Consider the following 15,524-nt stretch of genomic DNA (forward strand, 5'->3'; position numbering starts at 1 on the left):
CGGGGTGCCGGTGGGCCCGCGCCGCAAACGCATCGACCGGCTCCACGCCCGTATCCGTGGCGGCGATGGTCCTGCGGGATTCGTCCCCGGGCAGCCCTGACCATGACCCGCTCGCGCTCCTGTGGCGCAGGAAGTCGGATCCGCCGACTTCCCACGCCACAGGGGCAGGCCGTGGTGTCAGCCTCGGCGCTTGGGGCGGCCGCGGCGGGCGGGTGAGCCGGTGGAGGAGGAACCGGAGCCGCCGCGGGGGCGGCTGCCGCCGGTTCGGTTGCCGGTGGCCTTGCCGGCGCCCTTCGGTGCGGCGCCCTTGCCGGGGCCGCCCTGCTGCTTCGCCTTCGCCGGGGTCGCGGGCGCGGCGGGGGCCTGGCCCCGGCCGCGGGAGCTGTTGACCGTGCGGCCTCGGACGATGCCGATGAACTCCTCGACCAGGTCGGTGGTCCGCTCCTCCAGCCAGGACAGCGCGACCCGGGACTGCGGGGCGTCGGTCATCGGCCGGTAGGTGAGGTCGCGCCGGTGGTGCAGGCGGGCCAGCGACTGCGGGACGAGCAGCACGCCGACCCCGGCCGCGACCAGCTCGATCGCGTCCGCCGTGGTCGCCGGGCGCTCGATGGCGGGCCGGCCCGGAAGCCGCTCCCACTCCAGCGTGTCGTCGAGCGGGTGGAAGACCACGTCCTCGGCGAGGTCCTCCAGGGTGACCTCCTCGGCCGCCGCCAGCCAGTGGTCCTTCGGGAACACCACCACCGTCGTCTCGGTGTACAGCGGGATGGCGCTCAGACCGGTCCGGTCGACCGGCAGCCGCACCAGTCCCGCGTCCGCGTCGCCGGCCCGCAGCGCCGGTTCACCGGCGGCGGCGTCCACCGCGACCAGGGCGAGCGGAACGTCCGGCAGCCGCTCCGACCAGACGCGCGCCCACTTGCCCGGGGTCACGCCCGGGACGTAGGCCAGCCGGAACGAGGGTGTCACCTGCATCTCTGTCACCCGACCAAGGCTACCGACCGTGACGGCGGGCGTCGGCCGCTCGCTTACCCTGGTGACCATGACATCGCTCAAGCAGAAGACCACGCAGACCATGAAGCCGGCGACGGCGGCGAAGAAGCTCGGGGTCTACCTCGGCGCCACCCCCGCCGACTTCCAGTCGGGCGTGATCTCCCGCGAGGAGCTCACCGCCCTGCAGACCGAGCCGCCGCAGTGGCTGCAGGACCTGCGCCGCAACGGCCCGCACCCGCGCTCCGTGGTGGCCGCGCGCCTCGGCGTCTCGGCGTCCGGCCTGGCGCGCGGCGGCGTCACCGAGGCGCTCACCACCGACGAGATCGAGGCGCTGCGCGAGGAGAACCCGGAGTGGCTCCGGCGCGAGCGCACGATCCAGTCGGAGGTCCGCAAGGAGAGCGTGCGGGTCAAGGAGAAGCACGAGAAGGAGGAGAAGCGGCGCAAGCAGGCCGCCGCCGCGGCCGAGCGCGAGCAGGCCCGCTGACCTGCGGCGTTACCGCTTCTTCGAACACGCGTCCCGTTCGGCCCCCCGGCGTTCCCGCCGGGGGGCCGTCGTCTCTCCGGGGCCGGGTCCACGGCCGGGGCCGGTCGGGTGGTGGTGCGGGGCCGGTCGGGTGACCCGTCCGACGTGTCGGCGGTGGAACGGCGCCCCCGGCGTGCGTCGGTGGGAACGCGCCGCTCCCGAGCGGCCTACGCCCCTGTCCCCGGACCTGAGAGCCGCCGATGCCCCCCACCGCGCACCTGCGCCGCCTGCTTCCCACCGCCGTCTGCACGCTGGCCGCCGCCGTCCTCGCCGCCCCCGCGGCACACGCCGCGCCACCGGGTCAGGGGGGTGGGGCGGGCACCGGTCGGGGGGCCGCCGTCGACTGGGACCGGGTCGCCGCCTGCGAGAGCAGCGGGAACTGGCACGTCAACACCGGCAACGGCTACTTCGGCGGCCTCCAGTTCGACCAGCCGACCTGGCGGGCGAACGGCGGCCTCGCCTACGCGCCGCGCGCCGACCTGGCCAGCCGCGAGCAGCAGATCGCCGTCGCCGACACGCTCGCCCAGCGGCGCGGGCTCAGCCCGTGGCCGGTCTGCGGCACCCGCGCCGCCCGCACCAACGAGCGGCCGCCGGTCAAGACCCGGCCGCCGGTCCGCAACGAGGCGCCCGCCGTCAAGAAGGCGCCGGTCACCAAGGAGGCGCCCGTCGACGACGAGGAGACCACGGCCACGACGCCCGCCGCGCCCCCGCCGACCGGCGGGGCCGACGGCGCCGGCACCTGGACGGTACGCCCGGACGACACCCTGGAGAACATCGCCGACCAGCTGGGGATCCCCGGCGGCTGGCCCGCCCTCTACGAGCGCAACCGCGCCCTGGTCGGCGAGGACCCGGACCTCATCCAGCCCGGCCAGGAACTGGTCCTGCCGCTCTGACACCGCCCCGCCCCGGGTCGCGGACTCCCTCAGCCCACCGTGGGCCGCCAGGGACCGCGCTCGGGGCGGGCCTCCGTGGTCGAGCCGTCCGGCCAGGGCGGCATGGTGACGGCGACGATCCGCAACGGGCCCGGGCTGTCCTCGTCGGCACGGAACTGGAAGGCCGTCCCCAGCGGCACCGAGACCGCCGTCCCCACCCGCAGCACGTCCACGCTCTCCCGGCCGGACTGCCGCCGCCAGATCCGCCCGCTGCCGCCCGTGACGTGCCAGAGCTCCTGCACGGTGCGGTGCGACACCGCCCGGGTCACCTCCCCGGGGGCGAGTTCGAAGACGGCCTGGCTGCCGAGCCCGTCCAGCACCAGCAGCGGCCGGACGAGGGCCCCGTCCGGGGCGGGGACGACCGGCGCGTCCCCGGTCTGCGCGGTGCGGAACGGCTGCTCACCCATGCGGACCGGCCCCTCTCGGCTCCGGCAGGCCCCCACCCGCCCCTCCCCGCCGATGGGACCACACCCCCGCCCCTCCCGCCAGAGCGCCGGGCGGGCCGCCGGTCGCGGCCGCCGGGGCTGCGGCGGCCGGGGCTGCGGCGGCCGGGGCTGCGGCGGCCGGACGGGTGGCCGGCTGGGCGGTGAGGAAGACGGCCTCCATCAGCCGCCGGCGCCGGGTCTTCCGGACGGCCGCGATCCGCCCGCCCCGGTGCGGGCCCTCCCCCGCGCCCTCCCGCACCGGGGGGTAGGGGGCGACCTTGCCGAGCCGGCCCGGCGCCGGCTCCGTCCGGCCCTTGTGGGTGTCGCCGACCGTCATCACCACGGCCGTGTCCGGGCCGCCGCCGAGACCGGCGCGGCGTACCGCCGCTGTCGTCCGCCGCGAGGTGATCGTCGAGCCGATCGGCCCGCCCACCGGCCTGGACGGCGCGCTCGCCGCCGCCCGGGCGGAGATCGGCGGCATCCTCCAGGGCCACGCCCCCGACCAGCCGGCCGTCCGTCCTGGTCGACCGCTCCACCGGGCGACCGCCGAGAGCCTGCGGGAAGGCGTCAGCGTGTGAGCCCGTCCACCGCCCAGGGCCGGACGAAGGGGCGGTTGAGGTGCGCCGTGGCGAGCACGGCGCCGGTGCGGCGGGCGTCGTCGAGGAGCTGCTCGCGGCTGCGGCGGGCCGTCGCGGGATCGGCCTCATAGGCGTAGCGCACGGCCGGCGAGGCCAGCTGGACGGCGTGGACCAGCACGTCCCCGGTCACCAGCAGCCGCTCGCCGCCGCCCTCGACCAGCACCGACTGGTGGCCCGGCGTGTGTCCGGGGGTCGGCAGCAGGGTGACCGCGCCGCCGGGGCGGCCGTGGCCGGCGAGCACCGTCCGGCCGTCGACCTCGTACAGCCGCCCGGCGCGCAGCAGCGGCTCGACGACATAGGTGCGCGCCGTCCTGGTCGGCCCCAGCGCCGCGACCTCGGCGTGCTGCACCAGGTAGCGGGCGTTCGGGAACACCGGTACGCCCTCGGGGGTGACCGACCAGCCGTAGTGGTCCTCGTGCAGATGGGTCAGGACCACCGCCTCGACGTCCGCCGGGGCGATCCCGGCCCGTTCGAGCACGGCGGGCAGCTCGCCGGGGACGGGCGCCCAGCCGGAGGCGGGGCTGCCGACCGGGCCGATGCCGGTGTCCACCAGGGTGACCCGGCCGCCGGGGCGGCGGACGGCGTAGCAGCGGAAGTCCAGCTCCCAGGTGTCGCCGGCGCCGAAGGCCGCCGGGTCGAGGCGCCGGGCGTGCTCCCAGTCGGCGGCCGTCGCGTCGGGGAAGGCGGCCTGCCGGGTGCCCGGGAAGGGCCGTGCGCGTCGAGCAGCGCCAGCACCTCGTAGCGGCCGAACCGCCGAACGGCGACGGCGGCCCCGGCGGACGGCGTCGCGGCGGCCGTCGCGGCGGCCGTGGTGGCGGCGAGCGGGCCGAGCGCCGCCGCGCCGGCGAGGGCGAGCGCCCCGCGCAGCACGGTGCGGCGGCCGGGCGCGGCGGAGGGAGCGGCGGAGGGAGCGGCGGAGGGAAGGGTCGGATCGTTCACCGGTACTCCTCTGGCAGGGCACGGGGGCCGACGGGCCGGGCCGGCGCCCCGACCCCCGTCCGGGGCGCCGGCCACCCCCACCTTCCCGCCGCGCCCGCCCCCACGGATTGTCGTTTCTTGTGCGATCCGCTCCCGCCCGGGCGAGCCGCCGATAATCGCTTGCCATCCGCGGACCGCCGTGGTTGCAATGTCCGGCATGATCACGGGCCTCGCCGCCCCGCGGTCCGGGCCCGTCACCACCGACTCGCCACACGGGAGACGCCGACGCATGAGCACGTCACCATCGCGACCTGAGCCTGAGCGGACCGACGGCGCGCCCGTCCGGATCGGTGCCCTCGTCCCGCTCACCCGGCCCGGCTGGGCCGAGGCGGGCCGGCACCTGCTCGCCGGACTCGAACTGGGCGCCGCCGAGGTGAACGAGGCCGGCGGGATCGCCGGGCGGCCGCTCGAACTGGTGGTGCGGGACACCGCGGCCGATCCCCGGCGGGCCGAGGCGGCCGTCGACGAACTGGCCGACCTGGGGGTGGCCGCGCTGGCCGGCGAGTACCACAGCGTCGTCGCCCGCACCGCCGCCGCCAGGGCCGACGCCCTCGGCCTGCCGTTCCTCTGCTCGTCGGCGGTCCTGGACGCGCTCACCGACGCACCGACGGACCGGGTCGCCCGCCTCGCCCCGGCGCAGTCCCACGGCTGGCGGACCTACGCGGACTTCCTGCTCGCCGCGGGCCACCGCCGGATCGCCGTGGCGACCGAGCCCAGCGTCTACTGGGCGTCCGGGGCCGGCATCCTGCGGGAGCACCTCGCCCCGCACGGCGGCACCGTCGTCGAACTCGACGCGCGGGCCCTGGCCCCCGCCGCCCTGGGCGACTCCCTCGTCGACAGCGGTGCGACGGCCCTCCTCCTGCTGGTCGGGCACCCCGAGCCGGCCGTGCCGATCGTCCGGTCCGTCCGCCGCGACCCGCGCCTCGCCGGGCTGCTGATCGGCGCGCCGGCCGGGCAGCCGGAGTTCCCCGAGTGGCGGACGCTGCTGGGCGGGGACGGCGCCGCGATCCCGTTCCTGCGCTACCTGCCCGAGCACCTCGGGCCGCTCGGCGCCCGCGTCGGGGCGGCCCTGCGCGAGCGGCTGGCGGAGGCGCCGTCCTTCGTCGCCTTCGAGGGCTACGACACGGTCACCGTCCTCGCCGAGGCGCTGCGCTCCCCCGGCGGCGTGGACTGGGAGCGGGTCGCCGTGGAGGGTACCCGGGGGCCGATCCGGTTCTCCCGCACGCCGGGCGTCGGCGTCCTGCAGTGGGTGTGGCCGCCGGTCCAGGTCGTCGACCGCGATCCGGCGGACCTCGGCAACTTCCGGGTCCTGCACACCGGTTGAACGGGGGCGCGGCCGGCGACAGCGGGTGGGCGCGCGGGTAGGGTGCGGGCATGGCGGTGGAGCGTACGTGCCTGCTGGACGGGGACGACCTGTACGTCGCCGACGTGTCCTGCCTCGACCCGCCGCACGGGTGGACGGAGGTGCGGCCGGCGCCGGTGTTCGGGCTGGTGCTGGTGCGGCGCGGGATGTTCCAGGGGCGCGCGGACGGGGTCGAGCAGGTGCTGGACCCGGCCTGCGTGTACGTCGAACGGATGGGCTGCGAGCAGCAGTTCGCACATCCGTGCGGTGGTGACGTCTACACCGAGCTGGTGCTCTCCGAGCCGCAGGTGGCCGAACTGCTCGGCGGCGACCCGGAGGTGCCGCAGGGGATGGCGTTCACCACGCCCGGGACGGCGATGGCCCACCGGCTGCTCGTCGCCCGGGCGCGCGACGGCGCGGACTCCTTCGAACTCGCCGAACGCACCCTGGCGTTGGCGGGCGAGGTGCTGTCGGTGCTGGCTTCGGCGGCCAGGATCGAGAGCGGCCGGCCGGCCCGGGACGCCGAGCGGCGGCGGCTGGTGGACGCCGCGCGGGCGGCCCTGGCGGCCGACCTCGGGCTCGGGCTCGACCAGCTCGGACGGGCGGTCGGCTGCTCGCCGTACCACCTGAGCCGGATCTTCCGGGCGGCCACCGGCGAGGGGATCGCCCGCTACCGCAACCGGCTGCGGGTCACCCTCGCACTGGAGCGACTGACCGAGGGGGAGACGCGACTTGCCGCGCTGGCCCAGGAGTTGGGCTTCACCGACCAGGCCCATCTGACCCGGGTGGTGCACCGGACCGCCGGCCTGCCGCCCGGCCGCCTGCGCGCGCTCCTCGGCCCGGCCGGCCGGGGCGCCGACGGACGGGCGTAGGCTGGGCGGGTGCCCTCCCTCTCCGCGCTGCACGACCGGGCGGTGCTCGCCGACCGGTTCGGCCGCGACCCTGAGCTGCACCTCTTCGAACTCGGCGACCTGGACGAGCCGTTCTGGTCGCACACCGCCTGGTACACCGCCTCGGCGGACGGCCCGGTGGCGCTGCTGTACGCGGTCGGGGAGGTGCCCACCCTGCTCGGCCTGGCCCGGCCCGAACGGGCCGACGCGCTGGCCGGGTTGCTGCGGGCGATGCGTCCGGTGCTGCCGCGCCGGCTGCTCGCCCACCTCACCCCCGGCGGGGTCGACGCCCTCGCACCGGACTACCGCGCCGAGCACCGGACGGCGATGCTGCGGATGGCGCTCACCGACCGCGCCGCCCTCGCACCCCACCTCGGGCGCGGCGTCGGGCCGCTCACCCCGGGGGACCTGCCGGACCTGCTCGCCCTGTTCGCCGCCGGGTACCCGGGCAACTGGTTCGACGAGCGGATGCTGACCACCGGCCCGTACGTCGGGATCCGGGACGACGCGGGCCGGCTGATCGCGGCGGCCGGCGTGCACGTCTCCTCGCCCGGCCGCCGAGTGGCGGTGATCGGCAACGTCACCACCCACCCCGACACCCGCGGCCGAGGCCTCGCCGCCGCCTGCACGGCCCACCTCTGCCACCTCCTCGCCGCCCGCGGCACCACCCACATCGGCCTCAACGTCCGCGCCGACCACCCCACCGCCCTCCCCCTCTACCGCCGCCTCGGCTTCACCACCGTCACCCCCTACGACGAAGCCGTCCTCACGGCGGCCTGACGAACAGAAGCCGACCCGCCGACCGCACAGCCGGAGGAAGCCCGCCCCGGATCGGGAAGTCGGACCCGCCGGCTTCTCGCGCCCCGGGCGGGCGAGGGCGCACGGCGTGGGCCGGAGCGGGAAGTCGGGCAGGCCGACTTCCCGCTCCCCGCGCGGGTGGGCAGGGCGTCGGTGGGTGGGGTCAGCGGGTGACGGGCCAGGTGAGGGCGGTGGTGAGGTGGGGGCGGAGGGCGGGGTCGAGGACGGCGGGGGTGGGGTCGGTGGCGGTGGCGGTGAGGGTGTGGGGGCGGCCGGGCGGGCCGGGGAGGGGGACGGTGGCCAGGCTGACCGCCGTACGGCCGCGCAGCTGCGGGAGTTCGCGGCCGTCCACCGACCAGGTGAGGATGGTGCCGGCGACCGGGAGGTCGACGGTGAGGCGGTCGGCGCGGGTGAGCGGGGTGCCGGCCGGGGTGGGACTGGTGAGCGGGACGGCGTGCCGGTAGAATCCGGCGATCATCGCCTCCCGCCCGGGCAGGTTGAACTCCCGGCCCAGCGAGCGCATGATCGAGTTCCCGGTGGGCCGGTACAGCCCCTTGGGGTAGTACCCGCCGCCCTCGTAACTGCCGACCACTCCCCCGTCGGGCGAGGTGCGGCCGAGCCAGCGGTACCACTTGGCGTGGTCGCGGGCGAGCCGGTCGGCGGTTGACATGCTGATGTTGGGCTCGTCCGGCTCGCCCAGCTCGGCCGGGTAGACGTCGTCCCCGTCGTAGAAGTACTCGTCGGCGAGCTTGCCCAGCGAGTGGCCGGTCTCGTGCACGGCGATCTGGCCGGCCCTCGGGTTGCCGCCCGCCACGGTGGCGATGCCGTCGTAGCCGAGCGGGGAGGCGACGTTGTAGCCGGCGCCGCCGTACTTCGCGGTGTTGGCGACGACGAGCACCAGGTCGGCCTGCGGGGCCTTGGCGGCGTAGGTCTCGACGGCCTTGGTGTCGACGCAGAGCAGGCGTTCGATGTCCTCGCACCAGAAGTAGGAGCCGAGGGCGGTGTCGCGGACGGTGTCGCGGTCCGGGTCGCCGGTGATGCCGGACTCGGCGGAGACGGTGGCGACCGCCCAGACGTTGAACAGGCCCCGGTAGGTGGCGTAGGGCTCGACGGCGCTCAGCTCCTGCCACTTGGCGGCGGCGTCGGCGCGGAACTTCCCCTGCTCGGCGGCGGTGTAGCCGTCCCCGATGACGACGACGTCGACCTTGCCGGCCGGATCGCCGCCGCGCTGGATCGACGTGACCTCGCCGTCCCCGGGGACGGGTGCGAGTCCGGGCCGCCCGCCGGCCAGGTACGGGGAGGCGGCGGGCGCGGTGGCCCGGCCGATCGAGCCGTCCTCCCCGAACACCTCGACGCCGTGCCGGGTGGCCGGCGGAGCGGCCGCGCCGGCCGGGGCGCTGCCGAGGGCGACGAGTGCGAGGGCACCGGTCAGGGCGATCGAGCCGAACCTGCGATGGCGCACGGGAATTGCTCCTCTACGAACGGCGGGACGGCGGGACGGGTCCGCCATGTTAGGCAGCTGACGACCCGTCGGCACAACCCCTCAGCCGACGTGCACCCGCGGACGGCGGGAGCGGTCCGGTTCGGCCTCGCGGAGGACTTCGCGGGTGACGGGCGCGACCTCGCCCTGGCCGAACAGGAAGAAGCGCAGGAACTGGGCGAACGGGTTGCCCTCGGTCCACTCGAAGTAGATGTGCGGCTGCTGGCCGGTGCGGTCGCGGACGGTGAGGAGCAGCGCGGCCAGCGCGTTGGGCACGCTGGAGCTCTCCAGGCTGAGCACCCGGTAGCGGCCGTGCAGGACCTCGCCGTGCACGGTGAGCACCGCCTCGAACTCGGACGGGTCACGGACCGTCACCTCGACGAAGACCAGGTCGTCCTCGGCGGGGATGTCGTTGTCGGCGCGGATCTGGTGCTTCTTGGCCTGGTACTCGGTGAGCTCCCGGCTCTTCGGCTCGTTGGCGATCAGCCGCAGCGGCCGGTGGGTGTAGTCGCGCACGAAGCGCTCGGCGGCCTCGTCGAAGACGATGTCGGTGACCCGCAGTTCGAAGGCGCGCTTGAGGCGGGAGAGGAAGGAGACGAGCATGATGGCCGCGATGAAGCACGCGCCGATCTTCACGCCGTCCGGGCGTTCGGCGATGTTGAGGGCCGTGGTGTAGAGGAAGACGCCCGCGATGACCGCGAAGCCGATGGTCCAGCCGTGCTGGCGGGCGGCGCGGGCGGCGATGGTGACGGCGATGGCGGCGGAGCTGATCAGCACCAGGACGCCGGTGGCGTAGGCGCCCCCCTGCGCGTCCACGCTGGCGTCGAAGATCCAGGTGACCAGGAAGGCGATCAGGGTGAGCACGATGACCATCGGCCGCACCGCCTTCGCCCAGTGCGGGGCCATGCCGTAGCGGGGCAGGTAGCGGGGCAGCAGGTTGAGCATGCCGGCCATCGCGGAGGCGCCGGCGAACCAGAGGATGGCGATGGTGGAGAGGTCATAGACGCTGCCGAAGGTGTTGCCGAGGTACTCGTGGGCCAGGTAGGCGAGCGCGCGGCCGTTGGCCTGGCCGCCCTTCTCGAAGGCCTCCTCGGGGATCAGCAGGGTGGTGATGATGCTGGTGGTGATCAGGAAGACGCTCATGATCAGGGCGGCGGTGGTGAGCAGTTTGCGGGCGCCGCGGATCCGGCCGGTGGGGCGTTCCTCGGTGTCGTCCGGGTCGCCCTCGATGTGCGGCATGACGGCGACGCCGGTCTCGAAGCCGGAGAGGCCGAGCGCCAGCTTCGGGAAGACCACCAGGGCGACGCCGATCATCGCGAACGCGTTGCCGTGCTCGGCGGTGAGCGCGTCCGCCCAGTCCCCGACCACGTGCGGGGACCGGAGGACCTGGTAGAAGCCGGTGACGACGACCACCACGTTGAGCGAGAGGTAGATCGCGACCAGGAAGACCGCCAGCCCGATCGCCTCGCTGAAGCCCTTGAGGAAGACGCCGCCGAGCAGGGCGATCAGCACCAGGGTGATGAGGACCTGCCGGCCGGCCAGGGCGCTGTTCAGGTGCGGGTTCTCGACCAGGTGGGCGGTGGCGTCGGCGGCGGACAGGGTGATGGTGATCATGAAGTCGGTGGCGGCGAAACCCAGCAGGGCGAGGACGAAGAGCTTGCCCTGCCAGAACGAGAGCAGCCGTTCCAGCATCGCGATCGAGCCCTGGCCGTGCGGGCTCTCGACGGCCACCCGGCGGTAGACGGGCAGGGCGCCGCAGAGGGTGACGACGACCAGCACGACGGTGGCGACCGGGGAGAGCAGGCCGGCCGCGAGGGCGGCGATGCCGGGCTGGTAGCCGAGGGTGGAGAAGTAGTCGAGGCCGGTCAGGCACATCACCCGCCACCAGGGGCGGCCCTGTTCGGCGGGGAGCTGGGCGTGCGGGCCGGGGTGCTGTTTGGCCATGTCGGAGAGGCCTTCGAGCAGCCAGGCCCGGAACCGCCGGCCGCGTCCCGGGGCGCTTGCGCCCGGGCCCTCCGTCCCCGAGGAAGCCACCCTGCACCCCTTGTCCACGGTCCCGAAAGCCGTCCGGCCGGGGGCGGGGCGGCAGGGCGACAGGCTATGCGACCGGGCCGCCGACCTGCGGGAACGCCTCGGTGGTGTCCCCTCATCGGGCCAGTGCGACGGTGAGGCGGGAGCCCCGGACGCGCGGGAGCCTCCGGAACCGGGTGGTTCCGGAGGCTCCCGCGGTCGGCGGGCCGGCCGTCGGCGAAGGTGGGCCGGCCGTCAGCGGAAGGTGCGCAGCCGCAGGCTGTTGCCGACCACGAAGACCGAGGAGAAGGCCATCGCCGCGCCGGCGATCATCGGGTTGAGCAGGCCGGCGGCGGCCAGCGGCAGGGCGGCGACGTTGTAGCCGAAGGCCCAGAACAGGTTGCTCCTGATGGTGCCGAGGGTCTTGCGGGAGAGCCGGATGGCGTCGGCGGCCGAGCGCAGGTCGCCCCGGACCAGGGTGAGGTCGGCGGCCTCGATGGCGGCGTCGGTGCCGGTGCCCATGGCGAGGCCGAGGTCGGCCTGGGCGAGCGCGGCGGCGTCGTTGACGCCGTCACCGACCATCGCGACGACCTTGCCCTCGCCCTGCAGCCGCTGGACGACGGCGACCTTGTCCTGCGGCAGCACCTCGGCGATCACGTCCTCGGCCGGGATGCCGACCTCGGCGGCGACCGCCTCGGCGACGAGCCGGTTGTCGCCGGTGAGCAGGACCGGGGTGAGCCCGAGGGCGCGCAGTTCGGCGATCGCCTCGGCGCTGGTGGGCTTGACCGCGTCGGCGACCTCCAGCACGGCCCGTGCCTCGCCGTCCCAGCCGACCGCGACGGCGGTGCGGCCGCCGGCCTCGGCGGCGCGCTTGGCCTCGGCCAGCGCGGCGGGCAGGTGCTGCGACCACTCGGCGAGCAGCGACTCGCGGCCGGCGATCACCGCGTGGCCGTCCACCACACCCTGGACACCGAGGCCGGGGACGTTCTCGAAGCCCTCGACGGCGGGCAGCGGGCCGAGCCGCTCGGCGGCCGCGGCGGCGATGGCGGCGGCGATCGGGTGCTCGGAGGCGTGCTCGACGGCCCCGGCCAGCCGCAGCGCCTCCTCCTCGGTGACGCCCGCGGCGGTGCGCACGGCGAGCAGGGTCATCCGGCCGGTGGTGACGGTGCCGGTCTTGTCCAGGACGACGGTGTCGACCCGGCGGGTGTTCTCCAGCACCTCGGGGCCCTTGATGAGGACGCCGAGCTGGGCGCCGCGGCCGGTGCCGACCATCAGGGCGGTCGGGGTGGCCAGGCCGAGGGCGCAGGGGCAGGCGATGATCAGCACGGCGACGGCGGCGGTGAAGGCGGCGGTCCAGCCCTCACCGGTGCCGAGCCAGTAGCCGAGGGTGGCCAGGGCCAGGGTGATGACGATGGGCACGAAGACGGCGGAGATCCGGTCGGCGAGCCGCTGGGCGGCGGCCTTGCCGCTCTGGGCGTCCTCGACCAGCTTGGCCATCCGGGAGAGCTGGGTGTCGGCGCCGACCCGGGTGGCCCGCACGACCAGGCGGCCGCCGGCGTTGACGGTGGCACCGGTGACGGCGTCGCCGGTGCCGACCTCGACGGGTACGGACTCGCCGGTGAGCATCGAGGCGTCGACGGCGGAGGCGCCCTCGACCACCACGCCGTCGGTGGCGATCTTCTCGCCGGGGCGGACCACGAACAGCTCGCCGACGGTGAGCTCGGCGACCGGGACGCGGACCTCGGCGCCGCCGCGCAGCACGGTGACGTCCTTGGCGCCGAGTTCCAGCAGCGCCTTGAGCGCGGCGCCCGCGGTGCGCTTGGAGCGGGCCTCGAAGTAGCGGCCGGCCAGGATGAAGGCGGTGACGCCGGCGGCGGCCTCCAGGTAGATGTTGGACGAGCCGTCGGAGCGGGCGATGGTGAACTCGAAGCCGTGCCGCATGCCGGGCATCCCGGCGTGGCCGAGGAACAGCGCCCACAGCGACCAGAGGAACGCGGCGCCGGTGCCGAGCGAGACCAGGGTGTCCATGGTCGCGGCGCCGTGCCGGGCGTTGGTCCAGGCGGCCTTGTGGAAGGGCCAGGCGGCGTAGGTGACGACGGGGGCGGCGAGGGTGAGCGAGAGCCACTGCCAGTTGTCGAACTGGAGGGCGGGCACCATCGCCATCGCGATGACCGGGACGGCCAGGGCGAGCGCGGTGATCAGCCGCTGCCGCAGCGGGGCGAGTTCGTCGGCGGGCTCGGCGGGCTCCCCTTCGGACGCGCTCCCGGTCACGGCGGGGCGGGGCACGGCGGCGGTGTAGCCGGTGGCCTCGACGGTGGCGATGAGGTCGGCGACCTCGATCGCGCCGGTGACGCTCACCTTGGCCTTCTCGGTGGCGTAGTTGACGGTGGCGGTGACCCCGTCCATGCGGTTGAGCTTCTTCTCGATCCGGGCGGCGCACGAGGCGCAGGTCATGCCGCCGATCTGGAGTTCCACCTCGGTGGAGGCGGGTGCCTGGGTGGTCATCTGGGCTCCTCGTGGGTCGCGTCGGTGAGGCGGTGAGGCGGTGAGGCGGTGGGGCGGGTCGGGATCCCGGGGCCCGATACCCCCAGGGGGTTCGGGACGGGGCGCCGGCCGGGGTGCCGGGCCCCGGGCCCGCCGGGCGGTCAGGCCCGGCCGGTGAGCTCGTAGCCGGCGTCGTCGACGGCGGCGCGCAGGGCCGCCTCGTCCAGCTCCGCGGCGGCGGAGACGGTGACCAGGCCGGCCGGGACGTCGACGCGCACGGCGGTCACGCCGGGGAGGGCGGAGACCGCCTTGCCGACGGCCTGCTCGCAGTGGCCGCAGGTCATCCCGGCGACGGCGTAGACGGTGGTGACGGCGGCGGGGTCGACGGTGACGGTCGTGCCGGTGGAGCAGGTGCCGTCGCTGGAGCAGCAGGACATGGGGGCCCCCTGAGGTGAGCAGTGGATTGGCGATACCCAGTGGGGGTACTGCCTTCGGGTCCCTTTATACCCCTGGGGGGTATGCCCCGCAACCCCGGGACTGCCGCCGACCAACCTTGACTCCATACCCCCTAGGGGTATCTAATCGAGGGCGTCGGAGGACCGGCTCGACGACCCCTGGAGATCCACATGCCCGGCTACCACCACGAGAAGGACCAGGTCCAGCGCCGGCTGCGCCGGGTCGAGGGCCAGATCCGCGGACTGCAGCGGATGGTCGACACGGACAGCTACTGCATCGAGGTGCTCACCCAGATCTCGGCCGTCACCAAGGCGCTCCAGTCGGTCGCCCTGCAACTGCTCGACGACCACCTCGGGCACTGCGTCCAGGACGCCATCGCCAAGGGCGGCGCCGAAGCGGACGCCAAGGTCACCGAGGCCACGCAGGCGATCGCCCGCCTGATGCGGGCCTGAACCGTCCGCCCCCGCTCACCCCACGCCCGCGCACCGAGGAGTCCGCCATGAACACCGCCCTGAAGATCGCCGCCTTCGCCACCGGGGTCACCACCGTCTTCGGCGCCGCGTACGGTGCCGGCCACCTCACCGGCGACGGGACGCCCGCCCCGCGCCCCACCGGTGCGGCGCACGCCGGACACACGCCGGCTCCGGCCGCCGTCGGCGCACCGGCGGCCGCGGAACGGCTCCCCGGCGGACTGCAGGTCTCCGAACGCGGCTACACGCTGGCCCTGGAGGACCCCTTCGTCACCGCCGGCGCCCCGGCCGAGCTGCGGTTCCGGGTCCTCGGCGCCGACGGCCGCCCGGTCACCGAGTACCGCCCGGCGCACGAGAAGGAGCTGCACCTGATCGTCGCCCCGCGCGACCTCTCCACCTTCCAGCACCTGCACCCCGTGCGCGACGCCGACGGCACCTGGAGCTCGCCCGTCGCCCTGCCGGCCGCCGGGGAGTACCGGGTGTTCGCCGACTTCACCCCGGCCGGCGCCGCCGAGGGCCTGACGCTGGGCGCCGACCTGCACGCCGCCGGCGAGCTGCGCCCGGCCGCGCTGCCGCCGACCGGACGGACCGTCACCGTCGACGGCTACACGGTCACCCTGGACGGCGAGCTCACCCCGGGCCTGGCCGGGCAGCTGACGCTGAACGTCGGACGGGACGGGCGGCCCGTCACCGACCTCCAGCCGTACCTCGGCGCGGCCGGCCACCTGGTCGCGCTGCGCGCCGGCGACCTCGCCTACCTGCACGTCCACCCCGACGGCCACCTGCCCGAGGGCGCCGCCACGGCCGGCGGTCCGGCGATCACCTTCACCACCACGGCGCCCAGCGGCGGCGAGTACCGGCTGTTCCTGGACTTCCGGCACCAGGGCACCGTGCACACCGCCGCGTTCACCCTCCCGGTGGGCGGAACCCCGGCGCCCGCGCCGAGCGCCGTGCCGAGCGCCGCACCGACTGCACCGACTGCACCGACTGCACCGACCGCACCGACCGCCGAGCCGACGGCCGCGCCCGCCGGCGGGGAGGCGACGCCGGCCGGGCACGGTGGCGCGGGGCATCGGCACTGAGAGCGCCGGGCCACGCGGAACGGGCCCCG

At 75.7% G+C, this 15,524-nt stretch carries 15 protein-coding genes; 8 read left to right on the forward strand and 7 right to left on the reverse strand.

What is annotated here, in order from left to right; all coding sequences use genetic code 11:
• Positions 1–177: 177 nt before the first annotated feature.
• Positions 178–978, reverse strand: coding sequence for a LysR family substrate-binding domain-containing protein (locus ABTX81_RS02665; RefSeq protein ID WP_502892696.1), 801 nt, complete (start codon positions 976–978; stop codon positions 178–180).
• Between the two features lie 58 nt (positions 979–1,036).
• On the opposite strand from ABTX81_RS02665, the gene ABTX81_RS02670 reads away from it, so the two are divergent.
• Together ABTX81_RS02670 and ABTX81_RS02675 are read left to right on the forward strand one after the other, a co-directional pair.
• Positions 1,037–1,471: a DUF5997 family protein gene (locus tag ABTX81_RS02670; protein ID WP_350541108.1), complete on the forward strand. Its 435-nt coding sequence runs from the start codon at positions 1,037–1,039 to the stop codon at positions 1,469–1,471.
• Between the two features lie 239 nt (positions 1,472–1,710).
• Positions 1,711–2,403: a transglycosylase family protein gene (locus ABTX81_RS02675; protein ID WP_350541109.1), complete on the forward strand. Its 693-nt coding sequence runs from the start codon at positions 1,711–1,713 to the stop codon at positions 2,401–2,403.
• A gap of 29 nt (positions 2,404–2,432) precedes the next feature.
• Here ABTX81_RS02675 and ABTX81_RS02680 read toward each other — a convergent pair whose 3' ends face one another.
• Complete coding sequence (locus ABTX81_RS02680; protein ID WP_350541110.1) at positions 2,433–2,849, reverse strand: cupin domain-containing protein; 417 nt, start codon at positions 2,847–2,849, stop codon at positions 2,433–2,435.
• 422 nt (positions 2,850–3,271) lie between these two features.
• Here ABTX81_RS02680 and ABTX81_RS02685 point away from each other — a divergent pair, with 422 nt between their 5' ends.
• Positions 3,272–3,445, forward strand: coding sequence for a hypothetical protein (locus tag ABTX81_RS02685; protein WP_350541111.1), 174 nt, complete (start codon positions 3,272–3,274; stop codon positions 3,443–3,445).
• On the opposite strand, the gene ABTX81_RS02690 is transcribed toward ABTX81_RS02685, so the two are convergent.
• Positions 3,435–4,055, reverse strand: coding sequence for an MBL fold metallo-hydrolase (locus ABTX81_RS02690; RefSeq protein ID WP_350541112.1), 621 nt, complete (start codon positions 4,053–4,055; stop codon positions 3,435–3,437). The genes ABTX81_RS02685 and ABTX81_RS02690 overlap by 11 nt on opposite strands.
• Before the next feature lie 657 nt (positions 4,056–4,712).
• On the opposite strand from ABTX81_RS02690, the gene ABTX81_RS02695 reads away from it, so the two are divergent.
• The 3 genes from ABTX81_RS02695 to ABTX81_RS02705 are packed head-to-tail and all read left to right on the forward strand — an operon-like array spanning position 4,713 to position 7,495.
• Positions 4,713–5,807: an ABC transporter substrate-binding protein gene (locus ABTX81_RS02695; RefSeq protein ID WP_350541113.1), complete on the forward strand. Its 1,095-nt coding sequence runs from the start codon at positions 4,713–4,715 to the stop codon at positions 5,805–5,807.
• Between the two features lie 50 nt (positions 5,808–5,857).
• On the forward strand, positions 5,858–6,697 hold the full coding sequence (locus tag ABTX81_RS02700; RefSeq protein WP_350541114.1) for a helix-turn-helix transcriptional regulator: 840 nt from the start codon (positions 5,858–5,860) through the stop codon (positions 6,695–6,697).
• A 9-nt stretch (positions 6,698–6,706) separates the two neighbouring features.
• On the forward strand, positions 6,707–7,495 hold the full coding sequence (locus ABTX81_RS02705) for a GNAT family N-acetyltransferase (protein WP_350541115.1): 789 nt from the start codon (positions 6,707–6,709) through the stop codon (positions 7,493–7,495).
• Between the two features lie 181 nt (positions 7,496–7,676).
• Here ABTX81_RS02705 and ABTX81_RS02710 read toward each other — a convergent pair whose 3' ends face one another.
• From ABTX81_RS02710 to ABTX81_RS02725, 4 genes are all read right to left on the reverse strand, one after another.
• Positions 7,677–8,975, reverse strand: a complete 1,299-nt coding sequence (locus ABTX81_RS02710; RefSeq protein WP_350541116.1) for a M64 family metallopeptidase — start codon at positions 8,973–8,975, stop codon at positions 7,677–7,679.
• Positions 8,976–9,056: 81 nt separating this feature from the next.
• A complete protein-coding gene (locus ABTX81_RS02715; RefSeq protein WP_350541117.1) occupies positions 9,057–10,937 on the reverse strand; it encodes an APC family permease in 1,881 nt (626 codons plus the stop codon).
• A 321-nt stretch (positions 10,938–11,258) separates the two neighbouring features.
• On the reverse strand, positions 11,259–13,508 hold the full coding sequence (locus tag ABTX81_RS02720) for a heavy metal translocating P-type ATPase (protein ID WP_350541118.1): 2,250 nt from the start codon (positions 13,506–13,508) through the stop codon (positions 11,259–11,261).
• A gap of 140 nt (positions 13,509–13,648) precedes the next feature.
• The gene (locus ABTX81_RS02725) at positions 13,649–13,924 is read right to left on the reverse strand and encodes a heavy-metal-associated domain-containing protein (protein ID WP_350541119.1); all 276 of its coding nucleotides are present in this window, start codon (positions 13,922–13,924) and stop codon (positions 13,649–13,651) included.
• Positions 13,925–14,113: 189 nt separating this feature from the next.
• Between ABTX81_RS02725 and ABTX81_RS02730 the strand changes: the two genes are divergently transcribed.
• Positions 14,114–14,395, forward strand: a complete 282-nt coding sequence (locus ABTX81_RS02730; RefSeq protein WP_350541120.1) for a metal-sensitive transcriptional regulator — start codon at positions 14,114–14,116, stop codon at positions 14,393–14,395.
• A gap of 47 nt (positions 14,396–14,442) precedes the next feature.
• Positions 14,443–15,495: a DUF8832 domain-containing protein gene (locus ABTX81_RS02735; protein WP_350541122.1), complete on the forward strand. Its 1,053-nt coding sequence runs from the start codon at positions 14,443–14,445 to the stop codon at positions 15,493–15,495.
• Positions 15,496–15,524: the final 29 nt, after the last annotated feature.

This window comes from Kitasatospora sp. NPDC097605 (assembly GCF_040302725.1).
Classification (GTDB): domain Bacteria; phylum Actinomycetota; class Actinomycetes; order Streptomycetales; family Streptomycetaceae; genus Kitasatospora.